This window comes from Xanthomonas campestris pv. campestris str. ATCC 33913 (genome assembly GCF_000007145.1).
In the GTDB taxonomy this organism is placed as follows: Bacteria; Pseudomonadota; Gammaproteobacteria; order Xanthomonadales; family Xanthomonadaceae; genus Xanthomonas; species Xanthomonas campestris.
Window position 1 is genome coordinate 1,463,242 of sequence record NC_003902.1, and the last position, 25,921, is coordinate 1,489,162.

Consider the following 25,921-nt stretch of genomic DNA (forward strand, 5'->3'; position numbering starts at 1 on the left):
TTCGCTACGCTGAAGGCTGGTTTCTGGCAATTTCCACTCATGCATACACGCCGTCCTGCTGCCGAGCACATGCCTGCCGAGGAGTTGTTTCGTTCGCGCCTGGAGAACCAGATCGATCTGCGGCATCCGCTGGCGCAGCTGAGCCAACGGATGCCGTGGACGGCGTTGGAGCAAGCACTTTCATCGCGCTTGCCGGCCACCCAGGCTGGTGGCGGTCGGCCGGCATTGCCGGTGCGGCTGATCGCCGGTTTGCTCTACCTCAAACACGCCTACGACCTGTCCGATGAGGCGGTGTGCGAGCGTTGGCTGGAAAATCCGTATTGGCAGTTTTTCACTGGCGAGGTCGTGTTCCAGACGCGCTTGCCGTGCGATGCCAGCTCGCTGACGCGCTGGCGTCAGCGGCTTGACGAAGCGGGGATGGAAGAGTTGCTGGCACACACCATCAACGCTGCACATGCCATGCAGGCGGTGGACGCACGCGAGTTGTCGCGGGTGATCGTGGACACCACGGTGCAGGAAAAGGCGATTGCCTATCCGACCGATAGTCGGTTGCTGGAGGTGGCACGCAAGAAACTGGTGCTGCTGGCCAAGCGTTACGGCATCGGGTTGCGGCAGAGCTACGCACGGCAAGGTCCGGCCCTGAGCCGCAAGGCGGGCCGCTATGCGCATGCACGCCAGTTCAAGCGCATGCAGCGCGTGCTGCGACGTCAACGCACGGTCTTGGGGCGGGTGTTGCGCGATATCGCGCGCAAGCTGGACCAGGTGGAACCCGGCGTGCGCGAGCGCATCGCGGTCTGGCTGGAACGTGCGCAACGGCTGTACACGCAGCGTCCGAAGGACAAACAAAAACTGTACGCATTGCATGCCCCGGAAGTGGAATGCATCGGTAAGGGCAAGGCGCGTCAAGCGTACGAATTCGGCGTCAAGGTCGGCATTGCGGTCACCGCCTGCAAGGGATTGGTCGTGGGTGCGCGTAGCTTCCCGGGCAACCCGTACGACGGCGACACCTTGGCCGAGCAGCTGGAGCAGACACGCGGGTTGCTGCAGGATCTGAGCGTAGAACCGACGGTGGCGATCGTGGACCTGGGCTATCGCGGGCGCGAGGTCGATGGCGTGCAGGTGCTCCATCGTGGCAAGGCCAAGACGCTGACGCGACGGCAATGGCGCTGGATCAAACGACGGCAGGCGGTGGAACCGGTGATCGGACATCTGAAAGACGACTGCAGGTTGCGTCGCTGCAGGCTGAAAGGTGCACAAGGCGATGCGCTGCACGTACTCGGCTGCGCCGCCGGCTACAACCTGCGCTGGCTGCTGCGCTGGATCGCGTTTTTGCGTGCCTGGATGCGGGCGATGGGATGGCCATCCTTTAGCGCCGTGCCGCTGTCGCCGATGACACTTGGTGCTTGAAGGGGGTTTTTCAGGGGCGACTATTTAATGATTTTTGAAAATTAAAGCGACGAACATTGCCGTTTGCATGCGTGTCAAGCGCCTCCATTGAGGGGGCGCAAATGCATCCCCGACGTGGGACTGTGTGGCTAGATCCCCTTTAATTTGTAAGGCATGACTCCGCTAGTGCGGTTCAGAGACTTCGCATAGTTTGGATCGAGTTGGTAATGGCTTATCCAAATCAGGTTCGAACTGTTGTTGCCTGCGATTAACGTACATGTTCAAGCAACGTTATCTGTGTCAGCCCTTGCCACGAATCACCACGCGGTGCGATAAAGTCGATTACTATCTTTACGTAAACTATCGCATGCAGAAATCAGTTAACCATTGCGACTAAAAGGCGTTCGTTGATCTCAAAAGATAACCAGATCTTTGCGGGGGAAAGTGACCTCGAATTGCGAAGATGGTTTGATTTAAGCGATGCATTATGTGATGGCCTATGCTGGTTTTTTTTGACGCTCATGACGAATCCAGGTGTGTCTTATGAGGCTGTGGAATAGCGGAGGCTCATCCGGCGTTGACAGAGTGGCGCGTCAAGCGATTTGCAGCAGTCAAGAAAATAAATTTGTATCGTGTCGCTTTCGGCCAAGGGATATCGCCTTTCTGCCCGATATTTGCGCCGCTAAGTTCAGTGCCGCCGCGCACCGGGATGCACACGTATTGACGATCGCAGCGCCCCGCTCTCGGAATGGCCTTGTGAGTTGGCTCGTTTGGCGGCAATACGCACGAGGCTGGAGAACGCCATGTGCGTTGATGTCCAGACCGAGAAACGTGACCTTGTGCAAAATCGGCGCGTGAGGACAAGCGGTCATCTGCTCGATTGGTTGTCGCAGCGAAGACATGTGCAAGAACGGCCCAGTACTGCTTTGCCACTGAGGTTGTCTCTCGGCAAGCGCGTCCGTCAGCGTTATTGCTTCCCGGCTTGCCGTTGGGCAGGAAGTGCTGCCAGCAGTGAGCGATGATCGTTAGTGTCGCTGGAGAAGATCGCAGGCGACTCAAGCCACAACGATTCACGCGGCGCAGTCAGGCGCGGTTTCCGGGATGTCAGGCCGGATACATCAACGTCCGACATCACTTCGACGGAAGTCCATTCGGTTTGCAGTACGGCCGGACACAAACCGTTGAACGCCCTGTGCTGCCGTATCTTGTCGTCTCCGGGGTGCCCGGAGTCGCCACAGCCCGCGCCGATCAGACACGCGGGCTGTGCAGGGGCGAACTGCGCCTGGTGGTCGACGTTCAGTCGACCGACGGCCGCAAGGCCGACGTGGCAGCCTGCAGATGCAGCGCTGCCGAGGTCAGGCCTGGCGCGGTGGCCTGCAGCAGGATCTGGCCGCTGCTGCGCGTGCTTCGCAGCAACGCCATACACAAGCCGTTAAATGCCTTGCGCTGCGGCGCCTTGTCGTCTTCGTGGCTGCTGGGGTCGCCGTTGCCCACGCCGATCAGACGTGCAGGTCCACGCAGGACGAGGTGCACCAGGTGGTCGGCATTCGGTACAAGCCGGCCTTGCGCATCGACGATCTCCACTTTCACCACCGCCACATCTTCGGCATCGGCGCGCAGTGCGCTGCGATCGCAACTCAGGCGGATCGCTGCCGGCTTGCCGACGGTTTCACGGCGTTCGGTGAGCACCAGTTTGCCGCCGCGATAGCCGCGCGCTTCGATCACGCCCGGTGCGTATGCCACGCGCCATTCGACATGGCCGTAGGCAGGCACCTGCTGCAGGCCCTGGCTGACGCCGTTGACCAGTAGTTCCACCGCTTCGAGATTGCTGTGACACCAGACCTCGACGCGGCCTTTGTCATCGGGCTGCAGCAGACCGTCCCAGTTCCAGTGCGGGAACAGATGCAGCACTGGCTCGCTGGTCCACTGCGCGCGGTAGTACCAGTAGTTGTCCTTGGGAAAGCCGCAACTATCCAATACGCCGAATTGCGAGCCGACATTCGGCCAGCGGTTGTAGGGTGTGGGTTCGCCGCGGTAATCGAAACCGGTCCAGATAAAGCCGCCGGCGATGTACGGGCGTTGCGCGACGTAGCTCCACCAGGCTTCGGCAGTGCTGGCCCACCACGGGTGGTCGGTGTCGTAGGCGCGGGTGTAGCCGCGGGTATCGTCGCGCTGGTAGTTGCCGCGCACCGAGACGGTGCTGCCGGTTTCGCTGCCGTAGATCGGAATATTGGGATATTGCGCGTGGAAGCCGTCCATCTGGCTGGTGCGGTAGTTGAAGCCGACCACATCCACCACCTGGCCCACGCCGTCGCCAAAGCCCTTGTCCATGGCGAACGTAGTAGGGCGGGTGGGGTCGAGCTGGCGCACGCGTTGCTGCATGCGCGTGACGATGCGCGCGCCGCGTTCGGTGACCTGTTGCGGCTCTTCGTTGCCGAGCGACCACAGGATCACGCTGGGGTGGTTGCGCCCGCGCCGGACCATTGTCTCCAGTTCGGCCATTGCCTCCGGGTCGGTGGACATGCGCCGGGTTTCTTCGATCACGAACATGCCCAGGCGGTCGCACAGCGCGAGCAGTTCGGGGGTGGCCGGATTGTGCGAGCTGCGATACGCGTTGCAGCCCATCGACTTGAGCTGGCGCAGGCGCCATGCGTGCAAGGCATCGGGAATGGCCGTGCCAACGCCGGCATGGTCCTGGTGATTATTGGTGCCGTGCAATTTCAACGGGGCACCATTCAATAGAAAGCCGCGTTGCGCATCGAAAGCGATGCTGCGCACGCCGAACGGTGTGACAAGCGCATCGACCGCAACCCCTGCGCTGTGCACGCTGGTGGTGAGGGTGTAGAGCTGCGGGGTGTCGATCGACCACAACGCGGCCTGGCCGAGCGGCACGGTCTGTTCGACGACCTGTACCTGACCGGGCGCAACCGTGACCGCTGCGCTGGCCGCTTGCGCCACGATGCGTCCATACGGTGCGGTGATGCGGGCCTGCACCACGCACTGGCGTGACGCGGTGCCGTCGTTGCGCACTTCGGTGGAAAGCTGCGCGGTGGCGGTGTCGCCTTGCACGCTGCTGCGCACAAACACGCCATGCTGCGGCACGTGCAGCGGGTCGGTCTTCTGCAGCCACAGATGCCGGTAGATGCCGGCGCCTTCATAGAACCAGCCTTCGCCGAGCGTGGCATCCACGCGCACGACGATGAGGTTGGGCTTGCCGTAGTCGAGCACTTCGCTCAGGTCGACCTCGAAGCCGCAATAGCCGCTGGCGTTGCGCCCGACGATGTGGCCGTTGCAAAACACCACGCAATCGCGGAACACGCCGTCGAACACCAGGCAGATGCGCTTGCCCAGATCGCTGGCCGGGATCTGCAGCATGCGCCGATACCAGCCCACGCTGTTTTCCGGAAAGCTCGTGCCCAGCGCCTTGTAGCCGTGCGCGGCCGCCGGGTCTTCTTCGGTCATCGAGGCGGAGATCGGCTCCGGACGGAAGGGCAGGGTCACGGCCCAGTCGTGCGGCAGGTCCACCTGTTGCCAGTTGCTGTCGTCGAAGGCCAGTTGCGCGGCGGTGGCGGTGTCCTTGCCGGCCTTGGCGAAGGTGCGCTGGAAGGTGCCGAACTCGAAGTCGCGCGATGGGTCGCTGGCATGGCCGGGATGGAACCGCCAACCGAAGTCGAACAGCAGCCGTTCGCGTGGTGCCAGGCTTGCATCGCCGAGCGGGGCGAGCGGCGTGGCATCTTTCGCCGCGGCTGGCGCTGCATCCGCACTGCCGGGCAACAGCGCACCGGCTGCACCGGCCGGGAGTGCGGCACGCACGCCACTTGCCAACATGCCGCGCAGTAATTCGCGGCGATTGATGCCGGTCATGGCTGCGCCCTCTTGTTGTCGGCAGCGTCGCCTTGCGTGTCGATAGCAGGCTTGCCTGCTTCGGAGCGATGCGATGCAGGCACGCCGGTATACGGATGGCGCATGAAGTCGATCGCCGGCAGCACTTCGTTGTTGTGCTGGAAATCGAAGAAGCTGGCGTTCTCCCACGACGAGCCGGTGCCCCAGCGTGTTTTGCAGCTGCTGCTGGTCCATGCCGGCTCCCAATACACCACGCCGGCGCCGCCGGTATCGATCACCAGTTGGGTGAGATCCACCATGTAGCGCGCCTGACCTTGCGGCGTGGCGGGGTAACCGGCAATCAGCGAGTCTTCGCCGAGCAGGTTGTGCGAGGTGTCGCCGGATGCCAGCGTCCACGGGTAGGCGGTTTCCACCACCACCACGTCGGCATCAAAGCGGCCGCGCAGGCGCTTGATGGTCTTGCCCAGCTCGGCCATCGACTGGCTGGACCACTTGCGGTAGTAGCTGATGCCGATCAAATCGAAGTCGGTCACGCCGGCCTTGGCGGCGGCGGCGAACCACGGCTCTACATTTTCCGGCTGGGCGATATGCAGCATCACCCGCGGTTTGATGGTCGAACGTGCGCTGATGTCGCGCACCGCCTTGATGCCCGCATTGAACAGCTTGGCGTTGCGTTGCCAGTCGATCGGGCGCTTCTTGTCCCAGGGAATGCTGTCCATCAGGTCGGAATTGCTTTCGTTGCCCACCTGCACCAGCTCGGGCATCAGCCCGGCGCGATCGAGTGCGCTCAGCGTGTCGTAGGTAAACCCGTAGAGCGTGCGCGCCAGCTCGTCGGTGTCGGTGATGCTGGCCCAGGCCTTGGGAATCAGCTGTTTTTCGCCATCGGCCCAATCATCGGAGTAGTGCAGGTCCAGCAGTACCTGCATGCCCTGCGCGCGCGCGCGGCGGATGGTCTTCTTGACGTCCGACAGGTCGCTGTATTTGGTCCAGCGTGCGTCATTCCACAGCCGCACACGCACCAGGTTGGCGCCATGTGTATGGAAGAGTTCGAACGGGTCTTTCACCACCCCGTTCTCGCGGTACTGCACGCCGCATTCCTCCATCTCGTTGACGTAGGACAGGTCCGCGCCCAGATACAGCGTTTTCGGGGCGGGTGCGGCGTAAGCGGCGGTGGACAGTGCCAGCGCGAGCAGCGCCGGCGCCCAGAGGCGGTGAGTGGAGCGCATGCAATTCCTCGGCAGATCGAAAACATGAAGCGGCCGACAGCATGCCGCAGGTCATCGCGCCTGGGCGCGGCCGGTCACGCGAAGTGGAATGCACGTGCGTACATTCACTGCGGTTGCGGTTGCGGCTGCGTGCCTATGCGACTGCGCAGCCAGGCTGTCGGTGGTGCTCAGAACTTGTAGGTGGCTTCCAGCGCGTAGCGGCGGCCGAACACCTGGTAGCCGCCGTCGTCCTGGTTGGCCAGACGGTTGGGCTTGTTGTCGGTGTAGGCGCGCAGCGGTTCGTTGGTGAGGTTGCCGGCCTGGAAGCGGAAGCCCAGCTGCTTGCTGTACTGCCAGTTCAAGCTTAAGTCCACCGTGCCTTCGCTCTGCAGACGCGCAAGCCGCGCCGCATTCCAGCCGTACACCACCGTGTAGGGGCTGTGGTACTTGTAGCCCACGCGCGCTTCGAAGGTGCCGTTGCTGTACCACAGGTCGAAAGTGCCGGTCTTGCGTGCCAGGCCGCTCAGCGGCAACGGATTGTCTGCCGGCGAGAATTCCTTGAGGTTGGAATCCACCAGCGAGAAGTTGGAGTAGACGCCGAAGTTTTCCATGTGCGGGATGAAGTAGAACGGCGTCTGCAAGGTGAGCTCCACGCCGTTGATATGCCCGCCGCCGCCATTGAACGGCGCGCTGACCAGGTAATCGAGGCCGTTGATCACTTCGCGGTCGGTGCGGTAGCCGATGCTGGAGTCTACTTCCTTGCGATACACGGCCAGCGCGGCCAGCGCTTCCTTGTGGAAGTACCACTCGTACGACACATCGACCTGGGTGGCCTTGAACGGGTCCAGCTGCGGGTTGCCGCCGCTGCCGGTGAGCTGGCCGACGGTCACGGTGGGGTCGTCCAGGCGGCGGCCGGTGCGCAATTCGTCCAGCGGCGGGCGCGCGATGACCTTGGCCACCGCAAAGCGCAGGATGCGCTGGTCGTCGATCAGGAAGTTGAGCGTGGCGCTGGGCAGGACGTCGGTGTATTCCTTGCTGTCGCTGCTGGCCTGCACGGTGGTGCCAACCGAATCGAAGCCGTCGCTGGTGGTCTTGGTGTTGACCAGGCGCACGCCGATGTTGCCGGTGACATCGGTGCCGAACAGTTGCGAGCTGAAGACCGCCTTGGCGAAGGCTTCGCGCACGTCTTCCTTGACGTTCCAGTGGTCGAGCAGTTGTTCGTCGAGCGTGGCCGGATCAAACCCACCGAAGCCGACATCGGCAATGGCATCCATGTTGCCACCAGTGAGCGTGGGCACGTTCAAGTCCGGCATGGTCACCGGGTAGATCAGGTTCTGGTACGCCGAAATCGGCTGGTCGTAGCCGGATTGGTTGCTGATGAAGCGGCGGTTCTGTTTTTCGCGGCGCGCGGCGCGCACGCCGAATTCCACCGAGGTGAACGCGGCCATGTCGATCTGGCGGCCGGCGTCGAGCGCCAGCGCGGCGATCTTGTCGCGCAATGCCTGCGGCTCGGTCTGGCCGGCGATGCCGTATTCGGGCGTGTCCGAACTGGTGCGGATGGTGGGCGTGACGCTGCGGCGGAAATCGAACGACACCGTGTCTGGGTTGCTGCCGAAGCGCACCGCCTGCCAGGTGTTGTCGCGCTTGGCCTGCGAGAACGACAGGTCGCTGGCCAGTGTCCATACATCGCCGTTCCACTTGGCGTTCAAACCGCCCGCGGTGAGTGTCTTGACCTCGTTGTAGTGGCTGACCACATGGTCGACCTGCAGGTTCGAGTTGGCCAGCGTGCCGGCCACCACGTCGCCATCGACGATGGTGTAGGACGAGCCGGGTGTGGTGTACGGGTTGGCGCCGGTCGAGAACGTGCTGAAGGCCAGGCCGTTGAACCAGTTCTGCAGCTGGTCCTCGTCGATTTCGATGCGCGAATACAGCCCGTCGAACTTCATCTCGAAGTTGCCCGAGCGCCATTGCACCGTGCCCATCGCGCCGGTGCGGGTCTGTTCGGTCAGCTTGAGCTGGTCGGCGGCGCCGAACGGGGTGGGGTCCACGGTGCCATCGCCATCCACATCGCGCGAGGTGGTGGCGTCGGTATAGCCCCAGCTGCCGATCGACGAGTTGGAGTTCTTCTGCTTCTGGTAGGTGGCGCCAAACGCCACGGCCAGGTTGTCGTTGAATTTGTGCACCAGGCTGGCGCCGAAGCGGTTACCCCATGGGCTGTAGCCGTCCACGTCCTTGGCATGGTCGTAGAACACCGGGCCGGCGGTGCCGACAAAGCCTGCGCCGGTATAGTCCAGCGGGCTGATGGTGGAGATGTCCACGGTGGCTGCCAGACCGCCGGCCACCAGGTCTGCCGACTGCGTCTTGTACACCTTGACCGTGGAGACGATCTCGGTGGGGAACACTTCCCAGCGCACGGCACGATTGGGTTCGGACGAGGCGATTTCGCGCCCGTTGACAGTGCCCATGGTCATGCGCGGGCCCAGGCCACGCACGGTGGCCAGGCTCTCGTTGCCGCGGTCGCGGGTGCCGTTGACGCCGGGCAGGCGCACCAGCGCCTCGGCGACGGTGACATTGGGCATCTGGCCCATGTTGTCGGCGGAGATCACCTCCATCACATGGTCGGACATCTGCTTGGCTTGCACGGCCTGGTTGAGGCTGGCGCGCTGTCCGATCACGGTGATGTTGTCCAGCGTGACCGGCGCCTGGGCGGTCGTCGTGCCAGTGGCCGGCGGCTGCGCGGGCGGCGCGCTGTCCTGGGCCTGGGCACTGAAGGCGGTGGCGAGCACGCAGGCGATGGTGGTGCACAGCACTGCACGGGCAGGCAGCGGGCGCGCGTGCCGGCTGACCGGGCGGGCGGAGTGGTGAACAGGCATCTTTTGATCCCTCCCAGGACAAAACGGCCGAATCGAAATGAGGCCGGCCACGGTGTGGCCGGGTGGCGCGAAACGCGCGGCTAGCGTGTTTCTACGCGGAATGATGGTGTTGCGAATGCGCTAGTGGTGCACCTGCGGTATGCGCGCCGCGTCATCGCATGACCCGATGGCGCGCCCCCTGTACTGCATGTGTCCGCTTCAGGGTAGAAGCGCATGACATTCCATTCCAATGAAGCATTTTGCGGGAGCTATCTCGCGTTGGAATGCTGCAGTGCAGCGCTAGCGCCCGCTTGCGTCACGCTGGCGCAGTGCGCCGCATCGCATCCGTATGAGGTAGTCGCGCCGCACACGTCGGCGGACTAACGCGTGCCCGGCAGCCGTGGCAGCGCCGGGAATGCGCGCTGCACACAGTCGCTGCGTTCGCAGGTCAGGCAGCCCGGGCCGATCCGTACTGCATCGTCCACTGCGCCCAGATCCCAGCCACGTGCGTAGACCAGTTGATCGGCATGGCGCAGGTCGCAGCCCATCGCCAGCGCGAAGGTCTTGCGTGGCCGCCCATAGCCGGGCGGCCCGCTGGTCACCTGCCGGGCCAGCCAGAAATAGCGACGGCCATCGGGCATGCGCGCGATCTGGGTGAGGATGCGGTCGGGCTGGTTGAAGGCTTCGTAGACGATCCACAACGGGCAGGCGCCGCCGACGTGCGAAAAATGGAAGTCGGTGGCGGAGTGGCGTTTGGACACATTGCCGGCACGGTCCACGCGCATGAAAAAGATCGGCAGGCCTGCCGCACCGCGCCGCTGCAAGGTGCTCAGGCGATGACACACCGCCTCGAAGCCGACGCCGAAGCGGTCGGCCAGCCACTCGATGTCGTAGCGCGATGCCTGCGCGCTGTGCAGGAACGGCGTGTACGGCATCACCAGCGCGCCGGCGAAATAGTTCGACAAGCCGATCCGCGACAACGCAATGCGTTCGGCATCCTCAAACCCGGCATCGGCGATGCGCGCATCGAGTAGCGGCCCACATTCCAGCAAGGCCAATTGCGCCGCCATCTGGAACGCTTGCTGGCCAGGGCGCAGATGGGCGGGCAGCCACAGCACGCGCGCCTGCACATCCACGCTGCGTTTGTCGCTGTGCAGGTCAGGTGCTTCCTGCACAAGCAGCCCGTGGCGGTCGGCCAGGCGCTGGCGCAGACGCAGACGCAGGTTTTCCGGGGTCAGCCCAAGTTCGGTGTAGAGCGCCTCGGCGCGTTCGTCGAGCTCGGGCAGGTAGTTGTGCGCGCGGTTGAAGTAGTCGCGCACCTGCTCGCCCGGCGACAGCGACGGCAACGCGGCGTGTTCGGCGCCCACCTGCACTTCCAGCGCGGCAGTGCGCTCTTGCAGATGCGTATGCGCGCGCTGCAGGTCCAGCAGCGCCTGTGCCACCTGCGGCAGGTTGCCGGTGAGCATGCGCAGTTCCGCCGCCGACAGGCCATGCCCGAGCGCACGTAACGCCTCATCCAGCGGCTCGACCAGTGCCGCCGGGTCGTCCGCGCTCAGCAGGCCGTCCAGGTCGCCCAGCGCGGTTTTGAGGCGTTGCTGGATCGCCAGCGTCAGCGGGCGCTGGTTGCGTTCGATCTGGTTGAGATAGCTCGGGGAGAGGCCGAGCCGACGTGCCAGTTCGGCCTGGGTCAGCCCGTGCCGCTGGCGCAGGCGCTGCAGGCGCAGGCCGAGCTGATGGCGGAGGAGAGCGCTGGACTGGGGCATTCGCAAGCTTCGCAAAAGACTGCCCGCAGCTTAGCGCGATTAAGCATTTCAAGACTGGGAAGGCACTGGCTGGGTGCGAATAATGCGAAGCAGCTGATCAGCCCCCTTTGTAAGCGAGCCCTGCAATGAGCGAATCCGTCCCACGCGTTTCCCTGTTGATCGATGGCGCCCTGGTTGTCTCTGCCACCACGCACTGGCAGGACGTGGTCAACCCGGCCGACCAGAGCGTGCTGGCCCAGGTGCCCTTTGCCACACCGGCCGAGGTGGACGCGGCCGTGGCCGCCGCGCAGCAGGCCTTCGTGGGCTGGCGCAAGACGCCGATCGGAACCCGCGCGCGCATCTTTCTCAAATACCAGCAGCTGATTCGCGAACACATGCCCGAGCTGGCCGCCATCCTCAGCGCCGAGCAGGGCAAGACCCTGGCCGATGCCGAAGGCGATGTGTTCCGCGGCCTGGAAGTGGTGGAACACGCCGCGGCGATCGGCAACCTGCAGCTGGGCGAGCTGGCCAACAACGTCGCCAATGGCGTGGACACCTACACCTTGCTGCAGCCGCTAGGTGTGTGCGCCGGCATCACCCCGTTCAACTTCCCGGCCATGATTCCGCTGTGGATGTTTCCGATGGCCATCGCCACCGGCAATACCTTCGTGCTCAAGCCTTCCGAGCAAGACCCGATGGTGACCATGCGCCTGGTTGAGCTTGCGCTGGAAGCAGGCATTCCCAAGGGCGTGCTCAACGTGGTGCACGGCGGCGAAGAAGTGGTCAACGCCCTGTGCGACCACCCCGACATCAAGGCGCTGTCGTTCGTGGGCTCCACCAAGGTGGGCACGCATGTGTATCGACGTGCCTCGCTGGCCGGCAAACGCGTGCAATGCATGATGGGCGCCAAGAATCACGCGGTGGTGCTGCCGGACGCCAATCAGGAGCAGACCCTCAATGCGATGGTCGGCGCGGCCTTCGGTGCGGCCGGCCAGCGCTGCATGGCCGCCTCCACGCTGGTGCTGGTGGGCGAGGCACGGCAGTGGATTCCGGCGCTGGTGGCCAAGGCCAGGGGCTTGAAACTGGGCGCCGGCAGCACGCCGGGCACCGATGTGGGGCCGCTGATTTCCTGCGCGGCGCGCGAGCGCGTCGAAGGCCTGATCGCCTCGGGCGTGGCGCAGGGCGCCACCCTGGAACTGGATGGACGCACGCCGCAAGTGCCTGGCCTGGAGCACGGCAATTTCGTCGGCCCCACCATTTTTTCCGGCGTCACACCGGGCATGCGCATCTACGACGAAGAAATCTTCGGGCCGGTGCTGGTGATCCTGGAGGCGGCCACGCTGGAGGAGGCCATCGCACTGGTCAATGCCAATCCCAATGGCAACGGCACCGCGCTGTTTACGCAGTCCGGTGCGGCCGCGCGGCGCTTCCAGGAAGATATCGACGTGGGCCAGGTCGGCATCAACGTGCCGATCCCGGTGCCGGTGCCGCTGTTCTCCTTTACCGGCTCGCGTGCTTCCAAGCTCGGCGACCTGGGGCCGTACGGCAAGCAGGTGGTGATGTTCTACACGCAGACCAAGACCATCACCGCGCGCTGGTTCGACGACGAGACGCTGGGGCATGGCGTCAACACCACCATTTCCCTCAAATAAGCCTAGCCCACAGCCATGAACGCAGCGATCCAACTGCCCACCGACCCGGTGGATTTGAACGACGAACAGCAGGCCTTCCGCGCCGCCGCGCGCGACTTCGCCGACAAGGAACTGGCACCGCACGCCGCGCGCTGGGACGCGGAAAGCCACTTCCCGCGCGAAGCCATCGGCAAGGCGGCCGAGCTGGGCTTCTGCGGCCTGTACACCGACGAAGGCGTTGGCGGCCTGGGCATGCGGCGCCTGGACGCGGCCATCGTGTTCGAGGAGCTGGCCACGGTCGATCCGTCCACTTCGGCCTTCATCACCATCCACAACATGGCCACCTGGTTGATTGCCAGCTACGGCAATGACGGCGTGCGTGCGCAGTGGGGCGAGGCGATGACCAGCGGTGCCAAGCTGGGCTCGTACTGCCTGACCGAGCCGGGGAGTGGCTCGGACGCGGCCTCGTTGAAGACCCGCGCCCAGCGCGACGGCGACGACTACGTGCTCAACGGCAGCAAGGCCTTCATTTCCGGCGCGGGCGCCACCGATGTGCTGGTGGTGATGGCACGCACCGGTGAAGACGGCGCACGCGGCATCAGTGCATTCGTGGTGGCGGCCGATGCACCGGGCATCAGCTACGGCCGCAAGGAAGAAAAGATGGGCTGGAATAGCCAGCCCACACGTGGCATCACCTTCACCGATGTGCGCATTCCCGCCGGCAACCTGCTCGGCAAGGAAGGCGAGGGGTTCAAGATGGCGATGAAGGCGCTGGACGGTGGCCGGATCAATATCGCCGCCTGCTCGCTGGGCGCCGCGCAAGGCGCACTGGATGCGGCGCGCCGCTACATGGGCGAGCGCCGGCAGTTCGGCAAAAAGTTGGCCGATTTCCAGGCGCTGCAATTCAAGCTGGCCGACATGGCCACGCAACTGGTGGCCGCACGCCAGATGGTGCACACCGCGGCGCGCAAGCTCGACGCCGGCAGCCACGACGCAACGGTGTGGTGCGCCATGGCCAAGCGCTTCGCCACCGACGCCGGCTTTGCGATCTGCGACGAGGCGCTGCAGATCCACGGCGGCTATGGCTATATCCGCGAATACCCGATCGAGCGCCTGCTGCGCGACAGCCGCGTGCATCGCATCCTGGAAGGCACCAACGAGGTGATGCGCATGATCATCGCGCGCCACCTGCTCAACAGCGAGGAGCAGTTGCGATGAGCGACTGGGAAGGACGCGCGCATACCGGTTTGCAGCTCGAGCGCGATGGCCACGTCGCCATCGTGACGTTGAGCAACCCGCCAGCCAATACCTGGACCGTGCACAGCCTGGCCGCCTTGCGCGACCTGGTGCTGACGCTGGATGCCGACCGCAGCATCTATGCCTTGGTGATCACCGGCGCCGGCGACAAGTTCTTCAGTGCCGGCGCTGACCTCAAGCAGTTTGCCGAGGGCGACAAGGCGCTGGCACGCGAGGCAGCGCGCCGCTTCGGCGAGGCCTTCGAAGCCCTGAGCGCATTCCGCGGCGTGTCGGTCGCGGCGATCAATGGCTACGCCATGGGCGGCGGCCTGGAATGCGCACTGGCCTGCGACCTGCGCATTGCCGAACAACAGGCGCACCTGGCATTGCCGGAAGCCAGCGTCGGCTTGCTGCCGTGCGCCGGTGGGACGCAAAACCTGGCGCGGCTGGTAGGCGAGGGCTGGGCCAAGCGCATGATCCTGCTGGGCGAACGCATCGATGCCGCCACCGCGCAGCGCATCGGCCTGGTGGAAGAGGTGGTCGGCCCCGGCGAAGCACGCGCGCACGCCATCGCCTGGGCGCAACGCGCCGGCAAGCAAAGCCCGCAGAGCGTGGCGGCGTGCAAGCGCCTGGTGCAAGCCACACGCCATGGCACGCACGCGGCCGCCTTGGTGGCAGAGCGCGAAGCTTTTGTGGACCTGTTCGAACATCCCGACCAGCGCGAAGGTGTGGCCGCGTTCCTGGAAAAACGCGCGCCGCAGTGGAGCGATCACTGATGGTGGAAATAAACGCCTCCGATCATTCACCGGTGCTGTTCGAGCAACGTGCCTGCGCCGATGGTCACTCCATCGGCATCGCCACCTTGAACGCGCCCAAGACCCTCAACGGTCTGTCGTTGGAGATGACGCGACTGCTGGACGCGCAACTACGTGCCTGGGCCGATGATGCGCAGATTGCCTGCGTGGTCTTGCGTGGCGCCGGTGAAAAGGCGTTCTGCGCCGGTGGCGATCTGCATGGGCTGTACCAGAGCATGCGTGCGCATGCGGAGGCGGTGCCCGAGATCGCGCGGCGCGCTGCGCAGCCACAGGCCAACGCGCATGCCGCTGCGTTTTTCGAAGAGGAATACCGCCTCGACCATCGCATCCACACCTTTCCCAAGCCGGTGTTGTGCTGGGGGCACGGCATTGTGATGGGCGGCGGCATCGGCTTGATGTCGGGTGCCAGCCATCGCGTGGTCACCGAGCGCTCGCGGCTGGCAATGCCGGAGATCAGCGTGGGATTGTTTCCGGACGTGGGCGGCAGCTGGTTGCTGCGCCGCGTGCCCCACGGCAGCGGTCTGTTTCTCGCGCTCAGCGGCGCACCGCTCAACGCCAGCGACGCCATCTACGCCGGACTGGCCGACGTGCGCCTGGAACATGTGCAATATGATGCGGTGCTGGATGCGCTGAGCGCGCATGCCTGGACCGGTGATGCCGCTCACGATCGCGCGCAGCTGGGCGCTTTCCTGCAGGGCCTGGCGCAGCCAGTGGAACCCGGCCCCTTGCAACTGCACGCTGCGCTGATCGCGAGCATCGTCTCGGCCGGCACGCTGCAGCAGGTTGCCGACGCGCTACTGGCACTGCAAAGCGAAGACGCCTGGCTGCAGGCCGCGCGCGCCACCTTTGCCGCTGGCGCGCCGGGTTCTGCACGGCTGGCGTGGGAGCTGCAGCGCCATCCCGGCACCACCACGCTGGCGGACGCGTTTCGCACCGAATACATGGTGGCGTTGCACGCAGCCGCGCATGGCGATTTCGCCGAAGGCATCCGTGCGTTGTTGATCGACAAGGATCGCCAGCCCGCATGGCAACCGCCAACGCTGGAACAGGCCGATGCGGCCTGGGCAGCCACCTTCTTCACTGCGCCGTGGCCGGCGGGACAGCACCGACTGGCCGACCTTGGCGCGCGTTAATCCGGAGAGCAACTGCATGAGCAAGATCGCTTTTATCGGCCTGGGCAACATGGGCGGGCCGATGGTCGCCAACCTGATCAAGGCCGGGCACGAGCTGCGTGTGTTCGACCTGGTGCACAGTGCATTGGATACCGCACATGCCGCCGGCGCGCAGGTGGCCAGTTCCGCAAGCGACACCCTGCACGGCGCGGAGGTCGTCATCTCCATGTTGCCTGCCAGCAAGCACGTGGAAGGGCTGTATCTGGGCGATGCCGGCATCCTTGCGCACATTCCCGCCGGCGCGTTGGTGATCGATTGCAGCACCATTGCGCCGGCAATGGCACGCACGGTGGCCACTGCTGCGCATGCGCGCGGCCTGGACATGCTGGATGCGCCGGTGTCCGGCGGCACTGCTGGCGCGGCAGCCGGCACACTCACCTTCATCGTGGGCGGCGCTGCACAGGCGCTGGAACGCGCGCGTCCGGTGCTGCAGGCGATGGGCAAGAACCTCTTCCACGTCGGCGACAACGGCGCCGGGCAGGTGGCCAAGCTGTGCAACAACATGGCGTTGGGTGTGATCATGGCCGCCACCGGCGAAGCCATCGCGCTGGGCGTGGCGCAGGGGCTCGACCCGGCGGTGTTGTCGCAGATGATGGCGGTCAGCACCGGGCGCAGCTGGGCCACCGAGGTCTGCAACCCGTGGCCCGGTGTGCTGGAGAACGCACCCGCCTCGCGCGGCTACAGCGGCGGTTTTGGCAATGACCTCATGCTCAAGGACCTGGGCCTGGTCGCCGAGGCCGCGGTGCAGGCGGGCGCATCGATTCCGCTGGGTGAGCTGGCGCGCAACCTCTACGCCATGAACAGCCGGGCTGGCAATGGCGCGCTGGATTTCTCCAGCGTGGTCAAGCTGGTGGCCAAGGTGTGAGGGCAGCTGATAAAGCTGGTACGCCCACCGCCAAGTGTGCGTTGCTGGCCCTGTCACCGGCATCCGTCTTGTAGGTGATCGAACGGAGCGGCGTAGGGGGCAGAGCGACGATCTGCGGCCTGGCTGCGAGGCTCTTGCCCGCCCACCATCGCGGGACACGCCGCAAGTCCCTCCCTGTAGGTTCTTATGCGCCATCCATGCCGCATGAGGTCACGCGACGGTGCGTGCAAGGACCTGTCGAGATGGTCGGTACGCATGCTTGCAAGCAGTGCAGCCGTCTGAGGACGGGCGGTCTGGTCAGCCTCTTCATCCGAGCAATGTCACTGTTGATACGACATCACTCCACCCGCCAATGAAGGCAGCGTGGTCAGCACGTGCCGCCATTGCGACGGTGTGCGAGAGCTTTCGTTAGCCGCCCCAGGTTGCTATCCGGCCTGGGCAATAAGGAGCAGCGCCGCCCTCACGTGATGTGATCTCATCACGCGCCGGTGTAATAGTCTCCGCAACCGCGTGGCCCTAAGGTGCGCGCATTGCACAAGGCCGACACCCCATGGGACACGATCACAGCCACGCACCCAGCGAAATCCGCCACGAAACACCGCTCTGGTGGGCGCTGGCTCTCACCGCCACCTTCCTCGTTGCCGAAGTCATCGGCGCGTTCGTGTCCAACAGTCTGGCGCTGTTGTCGGATGCGGCGCACATGGCGACCGACACCTTGGGATTGATGATCGCACTGGTCGCGGTCCGGCTCAGCCGGCGCCCGGCAGACGCGCGTCGTACCTACGGTTACGTGCGCCTTGAAGCGCTGGGTGCATTGGTCAATGGCGCGCTGCTGTTCGGCGTGGGCGCCTATATCCTCTGGGAAGCCGCGCAACGGTTTCGCGCACCGCAGGATATTTCCTCCAACGGCATGCTGCTGATCGCCGGGCTGGGCCTGGTGATCAACCTGATCGCGATGAAGCTGCTGCACGCCGGCAGTGGCGAAAGCCTCAACGTCAAGGGCGCGTATCTGGAAGTCTGGAGCGACATGCTCGGCTCGGTCGCGGTGATCATCGGCGCCTTGCTGATCCGGTGGACTGGCTGGCAGTGGATCGACCCAGTGCTGGCGGTGCTGATCGGCCTATGGGTATTGCCGCGCACCTGGGTGTTGCTGCGCGAAGCCATCAATGTGCTGCTGGAAGGCGTGCCGAAAGGCGTGGATCTCGCCCAGGTACGCCAAGCCCTGACCGGGCACCCGGACGTGGACGACGTGCATGATCTGCACGTCTGGGCCCTGGCCTCCAGCACCCCGGCCTTGACGGCCCACGTGGTGGTTGGCGAAACGATCGACCGCGACCGCCTGCGTCAAACGCTGGGCGAACTGCTGCACGACCGCTTCGACATCGCGCACGTCACCTTGCAGGTGGAGAGCGGCGATTGCGGAGCCGATCCGTGCGGCACGCCTTCCACGCCGGCTGCTGCGGGCGAGGCGCATAGTCATGCGCATGGCCAGGGCGCGCATCATCATTCCCACTAGCATGCCTCCTGCGCACAGCACACGCAGTTAGCCAACAAATAACGACGAATGCCGTGCCGCGCAGGAAAGCACGATTGCTTTGCAGCCAGGCAGCTGTGCGCTCGCAATACGCTCACTCAACCGATCCTGCGCGGCGGTTAAAAAAAACGCCACTGCGTAGTGGCGTTTTGGGTTGAGATCTTTTATGCCACCGGCTCCCGCAACACTGGCGACTCCCAACCCGGCCGCGGTACAAACCGCTCGCCATACCGCGCCTGCAAGGCATGCAGGCGGGCCAGCAGCGCGTCTGCACCGACGCTGCGGATGTGCTGGATCGGGCCGCCGCGGAAGGGCGCAAAGCCGGTGCCGAAGATCACGCCGGCATCGAGCAGGTCCGCATCGGCCACCACGCCTTCGTGCAGGCAGGCCACCGCTTCGTTGAGCAATGGCAGGATCAGGCGGTCTTCCAGGTCTGTCGGCACCTCGTAGCCGCTGGCAACTTCGGGTTTGACCGCGCGGCCGTTTTCCCATTTGTACAAGCCCTGGCCGTCCTTCTTGCCGCGCTTGCCGGCCTCCACCGTGGCCAGTGCTGCCGGGATCGGCAGGCCCAGGAACGGGGCGAGCTCCGCACCGACGCCGGCGGCCACGTCCAGGCCCACGGTGTCGATCAATTCGATCGGCCCCATCGGCATGCCGAACTTCACCGCGGTCTTGTCCAGCACCGGCCCGGGAATGCCCTCGGCATACGCGGTGGACGCTTCCAGCAAGTACGGGAACAGCACGCGGTTGACCAGGAACCCCGGCGTGCCGGCGACCGGCACCGGGAATTTGTCCAGCGCCTTGCAGAACGCGGCCAGCCGCGCCACGTTGGCCGGATCCAGCCCGTCGTGCTGCACGATTTCCACCAGCGGCATCATCGCCACCGGGTTGAAATAGTGCAGGCCGGCAAACTGTGCCGGGCGCTGGATGTGCCCACGCAATTCGGTCAACGGGATCGAGGAGGTGTTGGTGGTGAGTAGCGCATCCGGCTTGAGGTGCGGCTCGATGCTCTGATACAGGTCGCGCTTGGCTTGCGGGTTTTCGATGATCGCTTCAATGATCAGATCCGCCTGCGCCACGCCGCTGCCGGCCAGATCGCCGCGCAGACGTGCGGCCACGGCGGGGCGCTTGGTCTCGTCCTTTACGCGCTTGCCAAATAGTTCGCCGCCGCGCGCAAGGGCGGTATCGATGAAGCGCTGTTCGCGGTCCTGCAGCGTGACTTCAAAGCCCTTGTAGGCGGCCCACGCCGCGATATCACCGCCCATCACGCCGGCACCGACGACATGCACGTGGCGGATGGCGGGCAAGCCGGTGTCCTTGCCGCCAAGGGCCTTGAGCCGCTCGGTCAGGAAGAAGATGCGGATCAGATTGCGCGCTGCCGGCGTACTGGCAAGCTTGACCACTGCCTTGCGCTCGGCCGCCAGGCGGGCCTGGATCCCGCCGCCACCGGCGCGCTCCCACGTGGTGATCAACGCATACGGCGCGGGATAGTGTTCCTTGCGGGCCTTGCGCGCGACCTGCTTGCGCATCTGCGGTGCCAGCAGCTTGCGTGCGAGCAGAGTGTTGGTCGCCCAGGCGGTGGCGCGTTGCTTGAACGGGCGCGTGGTGCCGGCCAATGCCAGCGCCGCAGCCACATCCACCAGCACCGCCGGTGCGGCAACCTTGTCGACCAGGCCCATCGCCCGCGCAGCCTTGGCCGACACCGTGCGCCCGGTGAGCATCAAGTCCATTGCCGCCGGTGCCCCGATCAGGCGCGGCAAGCGGGCGCTGCCGCCCCAGCCGGGAAAGATGCCGAGCTTGGTTTCCGGCAGCCCGATGCGCGTGCTGCCATCGTCGGAGGCCACCCGGTAGCGGCAGGCCAGTGCAATCTCGGTGCCGCCGCCCATGCAGAAGCCGTGGATGGCGGCCACCGTGGGGCAGGGCAGCTCGGCCAGTTTCTGGAACACCTGCTGGCCGCGCCGAATTGCGTCGTTGACGGTGCCGCGGCGGTCGAATTCCTGGAATTCCTTCAGGTCGGCGCCGGCGATGAAGCCATTGGCCTTGGCCGAGCGCAGCACCACGCCCTTGGGCGGATCCAGTGCCAGGCGTTCGATGACATCGCCCAGTTCGAGCAGCACGTCCTGCGAGAAGGCATTGACCGCTGCGCCCTGGCGGTCGAGGCTGAGCACGAGCACGCCGTCCTCGCGCAGGTCTGCCTGCCAATGGCTGAATCGGAGCCCGTCGAAACCTGGAAGCATGCGGTTGGCCATCCGGCGATATAAGGAAAGGCCGTTATCATCCAGAGGTTGTTTCCTTCACGTCAAATACCCATACCTGTCGCAGGACCGTGCCGGCCCAGTGCAAGGCGTCGCCAGCGACACGTCGGCGCCGCTGTTTGCGGCAGCGCTGCGATCGTTTGGATCGGTAGGAACTTTTCTTTTCAATGGCGGTCTCATTGCCCGACTTCGGTGGGCAGACAGGAGTGCGGCCCGACATGGCCGAAGTCGATACACCTCAGGAGCTGGATCTGGAACTGGTCCGGCGTGTGCAGCGCGGCGAGAGCGCGGCGTTCGATGTGTTGGTGCGCAAGTACCAGCACCGGATCGTCGCCCTGATCGGGCGCTACATCGCCGACTGGAGCGAATGCCAGGACGTGGCCCAGGATACGTTTGTGCGCGCTTACCGCGCGATCAACAGTTTTCGTGGCGACGCCCAGTTCTATACGTGGCTGCACCGCATTGCCGTGAACACTGCCAAGAACCACCTGGTTGCGCACAATCGCCGCCCGCCCACCGATGACATCGACGTCAGCGACGCCGAACAATTCGATGGTGCGACCCGCTTGCGCGACACCGACACCCCGGAGCGCGAATTGATGCGACAGGAGCTGGAACAAACGGTGATGCGTGCGGTCCAAGCCTTGCCGGAAGAACTCCGGTCGGCCATCACCCTGCGCGAGGTGGAAGGGCTGAGTTACGAGGAGATCGCGCGAAAGATGGATTGCCCGATCGGAACGGTGCGCTCGCGCATCTTCCGGGCGCGCGAGGCCATCGACATCGAGCTACGGCCTCTGCTGGAGACCGAAAGCGCTACCCGTGAGCGACACCGTGTATGACCAATAACCCTGACATGTCCACCACCGACAAGTTCGAACGTCATTATCGCCAGCAGCTGTCCGCGCTGGTGGATGGCGAGCTGAGTGCCGAGGAGTCGCGCTTTTTGCTGCGGCGCCTGGCCCATGACGAAGAGTTGGCCGGCTGCCAGGAGCGCTGGCAGCTCTGCGGCGATGTGCTGCGCGGCGCGGCAAGTGCCCCGGCGCCGCTGGATTTCACCGCCAAGGTGCGCGCTGCCGTGGCCGAAGAACCGGCACCTGCCGCGGCGCCCGCTGCACGCCCTGCGGCGCGCTGGCGTTGGGGGGGCGGTGCTGCGTTGGCGGCATCGGTCGCCGCGATCGCCTTGTTCGTGTCCCGCGAACGGCTGCCTGAGGTGGCCGCGCCCGCGCCCGCCGAGCAGGTGTTCGCCACCACCGCACAGCTACCCGCATCCACTCCCGCCCCACAGGCGCCGAAGGCCCCGGATGCGCCGGACGACGTGGTTGCCCTGGCGGCGGCCGTGCCCGCGGCGGCGCTGGCCTCGGCCCGGCGTGGCGCGGCGACCCGCAATCAGCAGGTCGCTCGCAGCGTGGCGGCGCGCAACCAGCAGGCACCGGCCCGGATGGTGGCCTCGGCTGCGGCCCCGGCTGCAACGCCCGCGGTCGCCTCGCCGGCGGCAGCAAACCCGTTCACGCATCCTGAAGCCACGCTGCAGGCCCGCCCGTGGCCACGCGCCGCACTGGCGGGGTCGGGCGAAAGCCCGCTCAACGCCAGCTTCAGTCAAAGCCGGCAGGCGCCAGCGTTCTATCCGTTCGAGCCCGCCCCGCAGGCGGCCGCTGCGGCAGGCCGAGCACAGCCAGCTCCGCCGCCGCAGGACTGATGTTCTCGCCGTTTCTCACCCGTTCGGCATCCATGCTCCCGTTACCGTGTCCGGCCCTTGCAACTGCTCGGGTCTGGGCCCTTGTCGCCCTGCCATCGGAGGCAACCTGATGAATCCCCGCATCCGCACCCAGATGTTCGGCCTGTTGGCCATGACCCTGCCGTTGGCTGCCTGCGCGCAGCAACCCGAAGCGCCAGCCAAGACCAGCGCGCCGATCGCGGCCAACCGCAGCACCACGCCGGCGCCGCAGCTGGTGGCGGGCTTGCCGGATTTCACCAATCTGGTCGAGCAGGTCGGCCCGGGCGTGGTCAATATCGAAACCACCATCACCCGCAAGGACGCCATGGCGCGCTCGCAGCGCGGCGGTCCGGGCGGACGTGGCGGCGGCGCGATGCCCGACGACGAGCAGATGCCGGAGTTTTTCAAGCGCTTCTTCGGCCCGGATTTCCAGATGCCGGGCGGCCCGCGTCAGGGGCCGGGGCAGGGCGATGATGATGGCGGCATCGCCGGCAAGTCGATGGGTTCGGGCTTCATCATTTCCGCCGACGGCTACGTGCTGACCAATCATCACGTGGTGGATGGCGCCAGCGAGGTGACCGTCAAGCTCACCGACCGTCGCGAGTTCAAGGCCAAGGTGGTTGGCAGCGACGAGCAGTTCGACGTGGCCCTGCTGAAGATCGAGGCCAAGGGCCTGCCGACCGTGCGCATCGGCGATTCCAACACGCTCAAGCCGGGCCAGTGGGTGGTGGCGATCGGTTCGCCGTTCGGGCTGGATCATTCGGTCACTGCCGGCATCGTCAGCGCCACCGGTCGCAGCAATCCATACGCCGACCAGCGCTACGTGCCGTTCATCCAGACCGACGTGGCGATCAACCAGGGCAACTCCGGTGGTCCGCTACTTAATACGCGTGGTGAGGTGGTCGGCATCAATTCGCAGATCTTCTCCGCTTCGGGTGGCTACATGGGGATCAGCTTCGCGATCCCGATCGACCTGGCTTTCAGTGCGGCCGAGCAGATCAAGGCCAGCGGGCATGTCAGCCGCGGCATGCTGGGCGTGGCCGTCGGTCCGATCGATACGCTGAAAGCGCAGGGTCTGGGCCTGCCGGATACGCGCGGCGCGCTGGTCAACGACATCCCCGCCGGCAGCCCGGCTGGCAAGGCCGGCATCGAGGTGGGCGATGTGATCCGCTCGGTCAACGGCAAGGAAATCGCGGTGGCCAGCGACCTGCCGCCGATGATCGGCCTGATGCCGCCGGGCACCAAGGTCAGCTTGAACGTGCTGCGCGACGGCAAGCCGCGCCAGGTCACCGTCACCCTGGGCACGCTGGAAAACGAGTCTGGCAGCAGCGCCCCGCGCACTGCGGCCGACGATAGCAAGCCGTCCGCGCCGGCCAGCGTGGAGCTGCTGGGCCTGCAGGTTGCGGACCTGACCGCCGCCGAGCGCAGCCGCATGGGTCTGGAAGCGGGTGAGGGTGTGCGCATTGCCTCGGTCACCGGCTCGGCTGCACGCAGTACCCAGCCGCCACTAGCTCCGGGCCTGGTGATCGCCCGGGTCGGCCGCACCAAGGTCGGCAGCGTTGCCGAGCTGAACCGTGCGCTGGCCAGCTACAAGAAGGGCGACGTGGTGATGCTGCTGGTCACCGATGGCAAGGCCACCAGCTATGTGGCGTTGAAGGCGGGCGGCTGAGACGCAGGGAATCGGGAGTTGGGAGTGGGGAATCGGAAACAGCGGCAGGTCATGCCGTCTGCTTTTACGATTCTCCATTCCCGATTCCCCAATCCCGGCCTGGCAGGCCAAGCCGTGCGATAATGTGGCGTTACCCTGACGACGGCACCGCCGGCGCCCACCTCAATGTCCTCTGATTCAATGCGGAATATCCGCAACTTCTCCATCATTGCCCACGTCGACCACGGGAAATCCACCCTGGCCGACCGGATCATCCAACTGTGCGGCGGTTTGCAGGCGCGCGAGATGGAAGCCCAGGTGCTCGACTCCAACCCGATTGAGCGCGAACGTGGCATCACGATCAAGGCGCAGTCGGTGTCCTTGCCGTACACGGCAAAAGACGGGCAGACCTATTTCCTGAACTTCATCGACACCCCCGGGCATGTGGACTTCTCCTATGAAGTCAGCCGCTCGCTGGCGGCCTGCGAAGGTGCATTGCTGGTGGTGGATGCGGCGCAAGGCGTGGAAGCGCAGTCGGTCGCCAACTGCTACACCGCCGTGGAGCAGGGCCTGGAAGTGGTGCCGGTGCTCAACAAGATCGACCTGCCCACCGCCGATATCGAGCGGGCCAAGGCCGAAATCGAGGCGGTGATCGGCATCGACGCCGAGGATGCGGTGGCGGTCAGTGCCAAGACCGGCCTCAATATCGATCTGGTGCTCGAAGCGATCGTGCACCGGATTCCGCCGCCCAAGCCGCGCGATACCGACAAGCTGCAGGCGTTGATCATCGACTCGTGGTTCGACAACTACTTAGGTGTGGTGTCGCTGGTGCGCGTGATGCAGGGCGAGATCAAGCCGGGCAGCAAGATCCAGGTGATGTCCACCGGTCGTACGCATCTGGTCGACAAGGTCGGCGTGTTCACACCCAAGCGCAAGGAACTGGTGGCACTGGGCGCCGGCGAAGTGGGCTGGATCAATGCCTCGATCAAGGACGTGCACGGCGCGCCGGTCGGCGACACCCTCACCCTGGCGGCCGACCCGGCGCCGCACGCATTGCCCGGTTTCCAGGAAATGCAGCCGCGCGTGTTCGCCGGCCTGTTTCCGGTCGATGCCGAGGACTATCCGGACCTGCGCGAAGCGCTGGACAAGCTGCGTCTGAACGATGCCGCGTTGCGCTTCGAGCCGGAAAGTTCCGAGGCGATGGGCTTCGGCTTCCGTTGCGGCTTCCTGGGCATGCTGCACATGGAAATCGTGCAGGAACGGCTGGAGCGCGAGTACAACCTCAATCTGATTTCGACCGCGCCGACGGTGGTCTATGAGGTGCTCAAGACCGACGGCACCATCATCCCGATGGACAACCCGTCCAAGCTGCCGCCGCTCAACCACGTGGAAGAGATTCGCGAGCCGATCATCCGCGCCAACATCCTCACGCCGCCCGATTACGTCGGCAACATCATCACTCTGTGCGAAGAAAAGCGCGGCAGCCAGATCGGCATCAACTACCTCGGTAGCCAGGTGCAGATCAGCTACGAGCTGCCGATGGCCGAAGTGGTGCTGGACTTCTTCGACAAGCTCAAGTCGGTCAGCCGCGGCTATGCCTCGCTGGACTATCACTTCCTGCGCTTCCAGGTCGGCCCGTTCGTGCGCGTGGACACACTGATCAACGGCGACAAGGTCGATGCGCTGAGCATCATCGTGCACCGCAGCTACGCCGATCGGCGCGGCCGCGAGCTGTGCGAAAAGATGAAGGAGCTGATCCCGCGGCAGATGTTCGACGTGGCAATTCAAGCCGCCGTCGGCTCGCAGATCATCTCGCGTTCTACGGTCAAGGCGATGCGCAAGAACGTGTTGGCCAAATGCTATGGTGGCGACGTTTCGCGCAAGAAAAAGCTGCTGGAAAAGCAGAAAGAAGGCAAGAAGCGCATGAAGCAGGTCGGCCGCGTGGAGATTCCGCAGGAGGCCTTCCTGGCCGTTCTGCAGATGGATAAGTAGCTGGGAATGGTCAATCGGGAATCGGGAATCG

The 25,921-nt window shown here is 65.1% G+C and carries 16 protein-coding genes; 11 read left to right on the forward strand and 5 right to left on the reverse strand.

Annotation, left to right across the window (positions count from 1 at the left end; translation table 11 throughout):
- Positions 1 to 39 precede the first annotated feature (39 nt).
- Complete coding sequence (locus tag XCC_RS06535) at positions 40 to 1,407, forward strand: IS5-like element IS1478 family transposase (RefSeq protein WP_011035783.1); 1,368 nt, start codon at positions 40 to 42, stop codon at positions 1,405 to 1,407.
- 1,275 nt (positions 1,408 to 2,682) lie between these two features.
- Here the strand turns inward: XCC_RS06535 and galA are convergent.
- The 4 genes from galA to XCC_RS06555 all read right to left on the reverse strand — a co-directional run bounded on the left by galA (position 2,683) and on the right by XCC_RS06555 (position 11,049).
- A complete protein-coding gene (gene galA, locus XCC_RS06540; protein WP_012438873.1) occupies positions 2,683 to 5,250 on the reverse strand; it encodes a beta-galactosidase GalA in 2,568 nt (855 codons plus the stop codon).
- Entirely contained in the window at positions 5,247 to 6,455 is a 1,209-nt protein-coding gene (locus XCC_RS06545; RefSeq protein WP_011036451.1) for a glycoside hydrolase family 53 protein, read from the reverse strand. The genes galA and XCC_RS06545 overlap by 4 nt, the downstream gene beginning before the upstream one ends.
- A gap of 167 nt (positions 6,456 to 6,622) precedes the next feature.
- Positions 6,623 to 9,307: a TonB-dependent receptor gene (locus XCC_RS06550; protein WP_011036452.1), complete on the reverse strand. Its 2,685-nt coding sequence runs from the start codon at positions 9,305 to 9,307 to the stop codon at positions 6,623 to 6,625.
- Positions 9,308 to 9,666: 359 nt separating this feature from the next.
- A complete protein-coding gene (locus XCC_RS06555) occupies positions 9,667 to 11,049 on the reverse strand; it encodes a helix-turn-helix domain-containing protein (RefSeq protein ID WP_011036453.1) in 1,383 nt (460 codons plus the stop codon).
- Positions 11,050 to 11,174: 125 nt separating this feature from the next.
- On the opposite strand from XCC_RS06555, the gene XCC_RS06560 reads away from it, so the two are divergent.
- The 6 genes from XCC_RS06560 to XCC_RS06585 all read left to right on the forward strand — a co-directional run bounded on the left by XCC_RS06560 (position 11,175) and on the right by XCC_RS06585 (position 18,263).
- Positions 11,175 to 12,680 carry a CoA-acylating methylmalonate-semialdehyde dehydrogenase gene (locus tag XCC_RS06560; RefSeq protein WP_011036454.1) on the forward strand — a complete coding sequence of 502 codons (1,506 nt, stop codon included), beginning with the start codon at positions 11,175 to 11,177 and terminating at the stop codon, positions 12,678 to 12,680.
- A gap of 15 nt (positions 12,681 to 12,695) precedes the next feature.
- The gene (locus tag XCC_RS06565) at positions 12,696 to 13,877 is read left to right on the forward strand and encodes an acyl-CoA dehydrogenase family protein (protein WP_011036455.1); all 1,182 of its coding nucleotides are present in this window, start codon (positions 12,696 to 12,698) and stop codon (positions 13,875 to 13,877) included.
- Positions 13,874 to 14,671, forward strand: coding sequence for an enoyl-CoA hydratase (locus tag XCC_RS06570; protein WP_011036456.1), 798 nt, complete (start codon positions 13,874 to 13,876; stop codon positions 14,669 to 14,671). The genes XCC_RS06565 and XCC_RS06570 overlap by 4 nt, the downstream gene beginning before the upstream one ends.
- Positions 14,656 to 15,843, forward strand: a complete 1,188-nt coding sequence (locus XCC_RS06575) for an enoyl-CoA hydratase/isomerase family protein (RefSeq protein WP_029629007.1) — start codon at positions 14,656 to 14,658, stop codon at positions 15,841 to 15,843. The genes XCC_RS06570 and XCC_RS06575 overlap by 16 nt, the downstream gene beginning before the upstream one ends.
- A gap of 16 nt (positions 15,844 to 15,859) precedes the next feature.
- Positions 15,860 to 16,747, forward strand: a complete 888-nt coding sequence (gene mmsB / locus XCC_RS06580) for a 3-hydroxyisobutyrate dehydrogenase (protein WP_011036458.1) — start codon at positions 15,860 to 15,862, stop codon at positions 16,745 to 16,747.
- A gap of 550 nt (positions 16,748 to 17,297) precedes the next feature.
- Positions 17,298 to 18,263, forward strand: coding sequence for a cation diffusion facilitator family transporter (locus tag XCC_RS06585; protein ID WP_011036459.1), 966 nt, complete (start codon positions 17,298 to 17,300; stop codon positions 18,261 to 18,263).
- Between the two features lie 182 nt (positions 18,264 to 18,445).
- Here the strand turns inward: XCC_RS06585 and XCC_RS06590 are convergent, their stop codons facing one another.
- Positions 18,446 to 20,518, reverse strand: a complete 2,073-nt coding sequence (locus XCC_RS06590; protein WP_011036460.1) for a 3-hydroxyacyl-CoA dehydrogenase NAD-binding domain-containing protein — start codon at positions 20,516 to 20,518, stop codon at positions 18,446 to 18,448.
- Between the two features lie 236 nt (positions 20,519 to 20,754).
- On the opposite strand from XCC_RS06590, the gene rpoE reads away from it, so the two are divergent.
- The 4 genes from rpoE (at position 20,755) to lepA (ending at position 25,890) form a co-directional block, all read left to right on the forward strand.
- Positions 20,755 to 21,375, forward strand: a complete 621-nt coding sequence (gene rpoE / locus XCC_RS06595) for an RNA polymerase sigma factor RpoE (RefSeq protein WP_011036461.1) — start codon at positions 20,755 to 20,757, stop codon at positions 21,373 to 21,375.
- A complete protein-coding gene (locus XCC_RS06600) occupies positions 21,372 to 22,232 on the forward strand; it encodes a sigma-E factor negative regulatory protein (RefSeq protein WP_011036462.1) in 861 nt (286 codons plus the stop codon). The genes rpoE and XCC_RS06600 overlap by 4 nt, the downstream gene beginning before the upstream one ends.
- A gap of 109 nt (positions 22,233 to 22,341) precedes the next feature.
- The gene (locus XCC_RS06605) at positions 22,342 to 23,919 is read left to right on the forward strand and encodes a DegQ family serine endoprotease (RefSeq protein ID WP_011036463.1); all 1,578 of its coding nucleotides are present in this window, start codon (positions 22,342 to 22,344) and stop codon (positions 23,917 to 23,919) included.
- A 180-nt stretch (positions 23,920 to 24,099) separates the two neighbouring features.
- Positions 24,100 to 25,890 carry a translation elongation factor 4 gene (lepA, locus tag XCC_RS06610; protein WP_164923356.1) on the forward strand — a complete coding sequence of 597 codons (1,791 nt, stop codon included), beginning with the start codon at positions 24,100 to 24,102 and terminating at the stop codon, positions 25,888 to 25,890.
- The last annotated feature ends 31 nt before the right edge of the window (positions 25,891 to 25,921 follow it).

Coding starts and splice junctions, on each gene's coding strand:
- XCC_RS06605 (WP_011036463.1), top strand. CDS start 22,342: ATGAATCCCCGCATCCGCACCCAGATGTTCGGCCTGTTGGCCATGACC.
- XCC_RS06535 (WP_011035783.1), top strand. CDS start 40: ATGCATACACGCCGTCCTGCTGCCGAGCACATGCCTGCCGAGGAGTTG.
- XCC_RS06590 (WP_011036460.1), bottom strand. CDS start 20,518: ATGCTTCCAGGTTTCGACGGGCTCCGATTCAGCCATTGGCAGGCAGAC.
- XCC_RS06600 (WP_011036462.1), top strand. CDS start 21,372: ATGACCAATAACCCTGACATGTCCACCACCGACAAGTTCGAACGTCAT.
- lepA (WP_164923356.1), top strand. CDS start 24,100: ATGCGGAATATCCGCAACTTCTCCATCATTGCCCACGTCGACCACGGG.
- XCC_RS06570 (WP_011036456.1), top strand. CDS start 13,874: ATGAGCGACTGGGAAGGACGCGCGCATACCGGTTTGCAGCTCGAGCGC.
- galA (WP_012438873.1), bottom strand. CDS start 5,250: ATGACCGGCATCAATCGCCGCGAATTACTGCGCGGCATGTTGGCAAGT.
- XCC_RS06560 (WP_011036454.1), top strand. CDS start 11,175: ATGAGCGAATCCGTCCCACGCGTTTCCCTGTTGATCGATGGCGCCCTG.
- mmsB (WP_011036458.1), top strand. CDS start 15,860: ATGAGCAAGATCGCTTTTATCGGCCTGGGCAACATGGGCGGGCCGATG.
- XCC_RS06555 (WP_011036453.1), bottom strand. CDS start 11,049: ATGCCCCAGTCCAGCGCTCTCCTCCGCCATCAGCTCGGCCTGCGCCTG.
- XCC_RS06550 (WP_011036452.1), bottom strand. CDS start 9,307: ATGCCTGTTCACCACTCCGCCCGCCCGGTCAGCCGGCACGCGCGCCCG.
- XCC_RS06565 (WP_011036455.1), top strand. CDS start 12,696: ATGAACGCAGCGATCCAACTGCCCACCGACCCGGTGGATTTGAACGAC.
- rpoE (WP_011036461.1), top strand. CDS start 20,755: ATGGCCGAAGTCGATACACCTCAGGAGCTGGATCTGGAACTGGTCCGG.
- XCC_RS06585 (WP_011036459.1), top strand. CDS start 17,298: ATGGGACACGATCACAGCCACGCACCCAGCGAAATCCGCCACGAAACA.
- XCC_RS06545 (WP_011036451.1), bottom strand. CDS start 6,455: ATGCGCTCCACTCACCGCCTCTGGGCGCCGGCGCTGCTCGCGCTGGCA.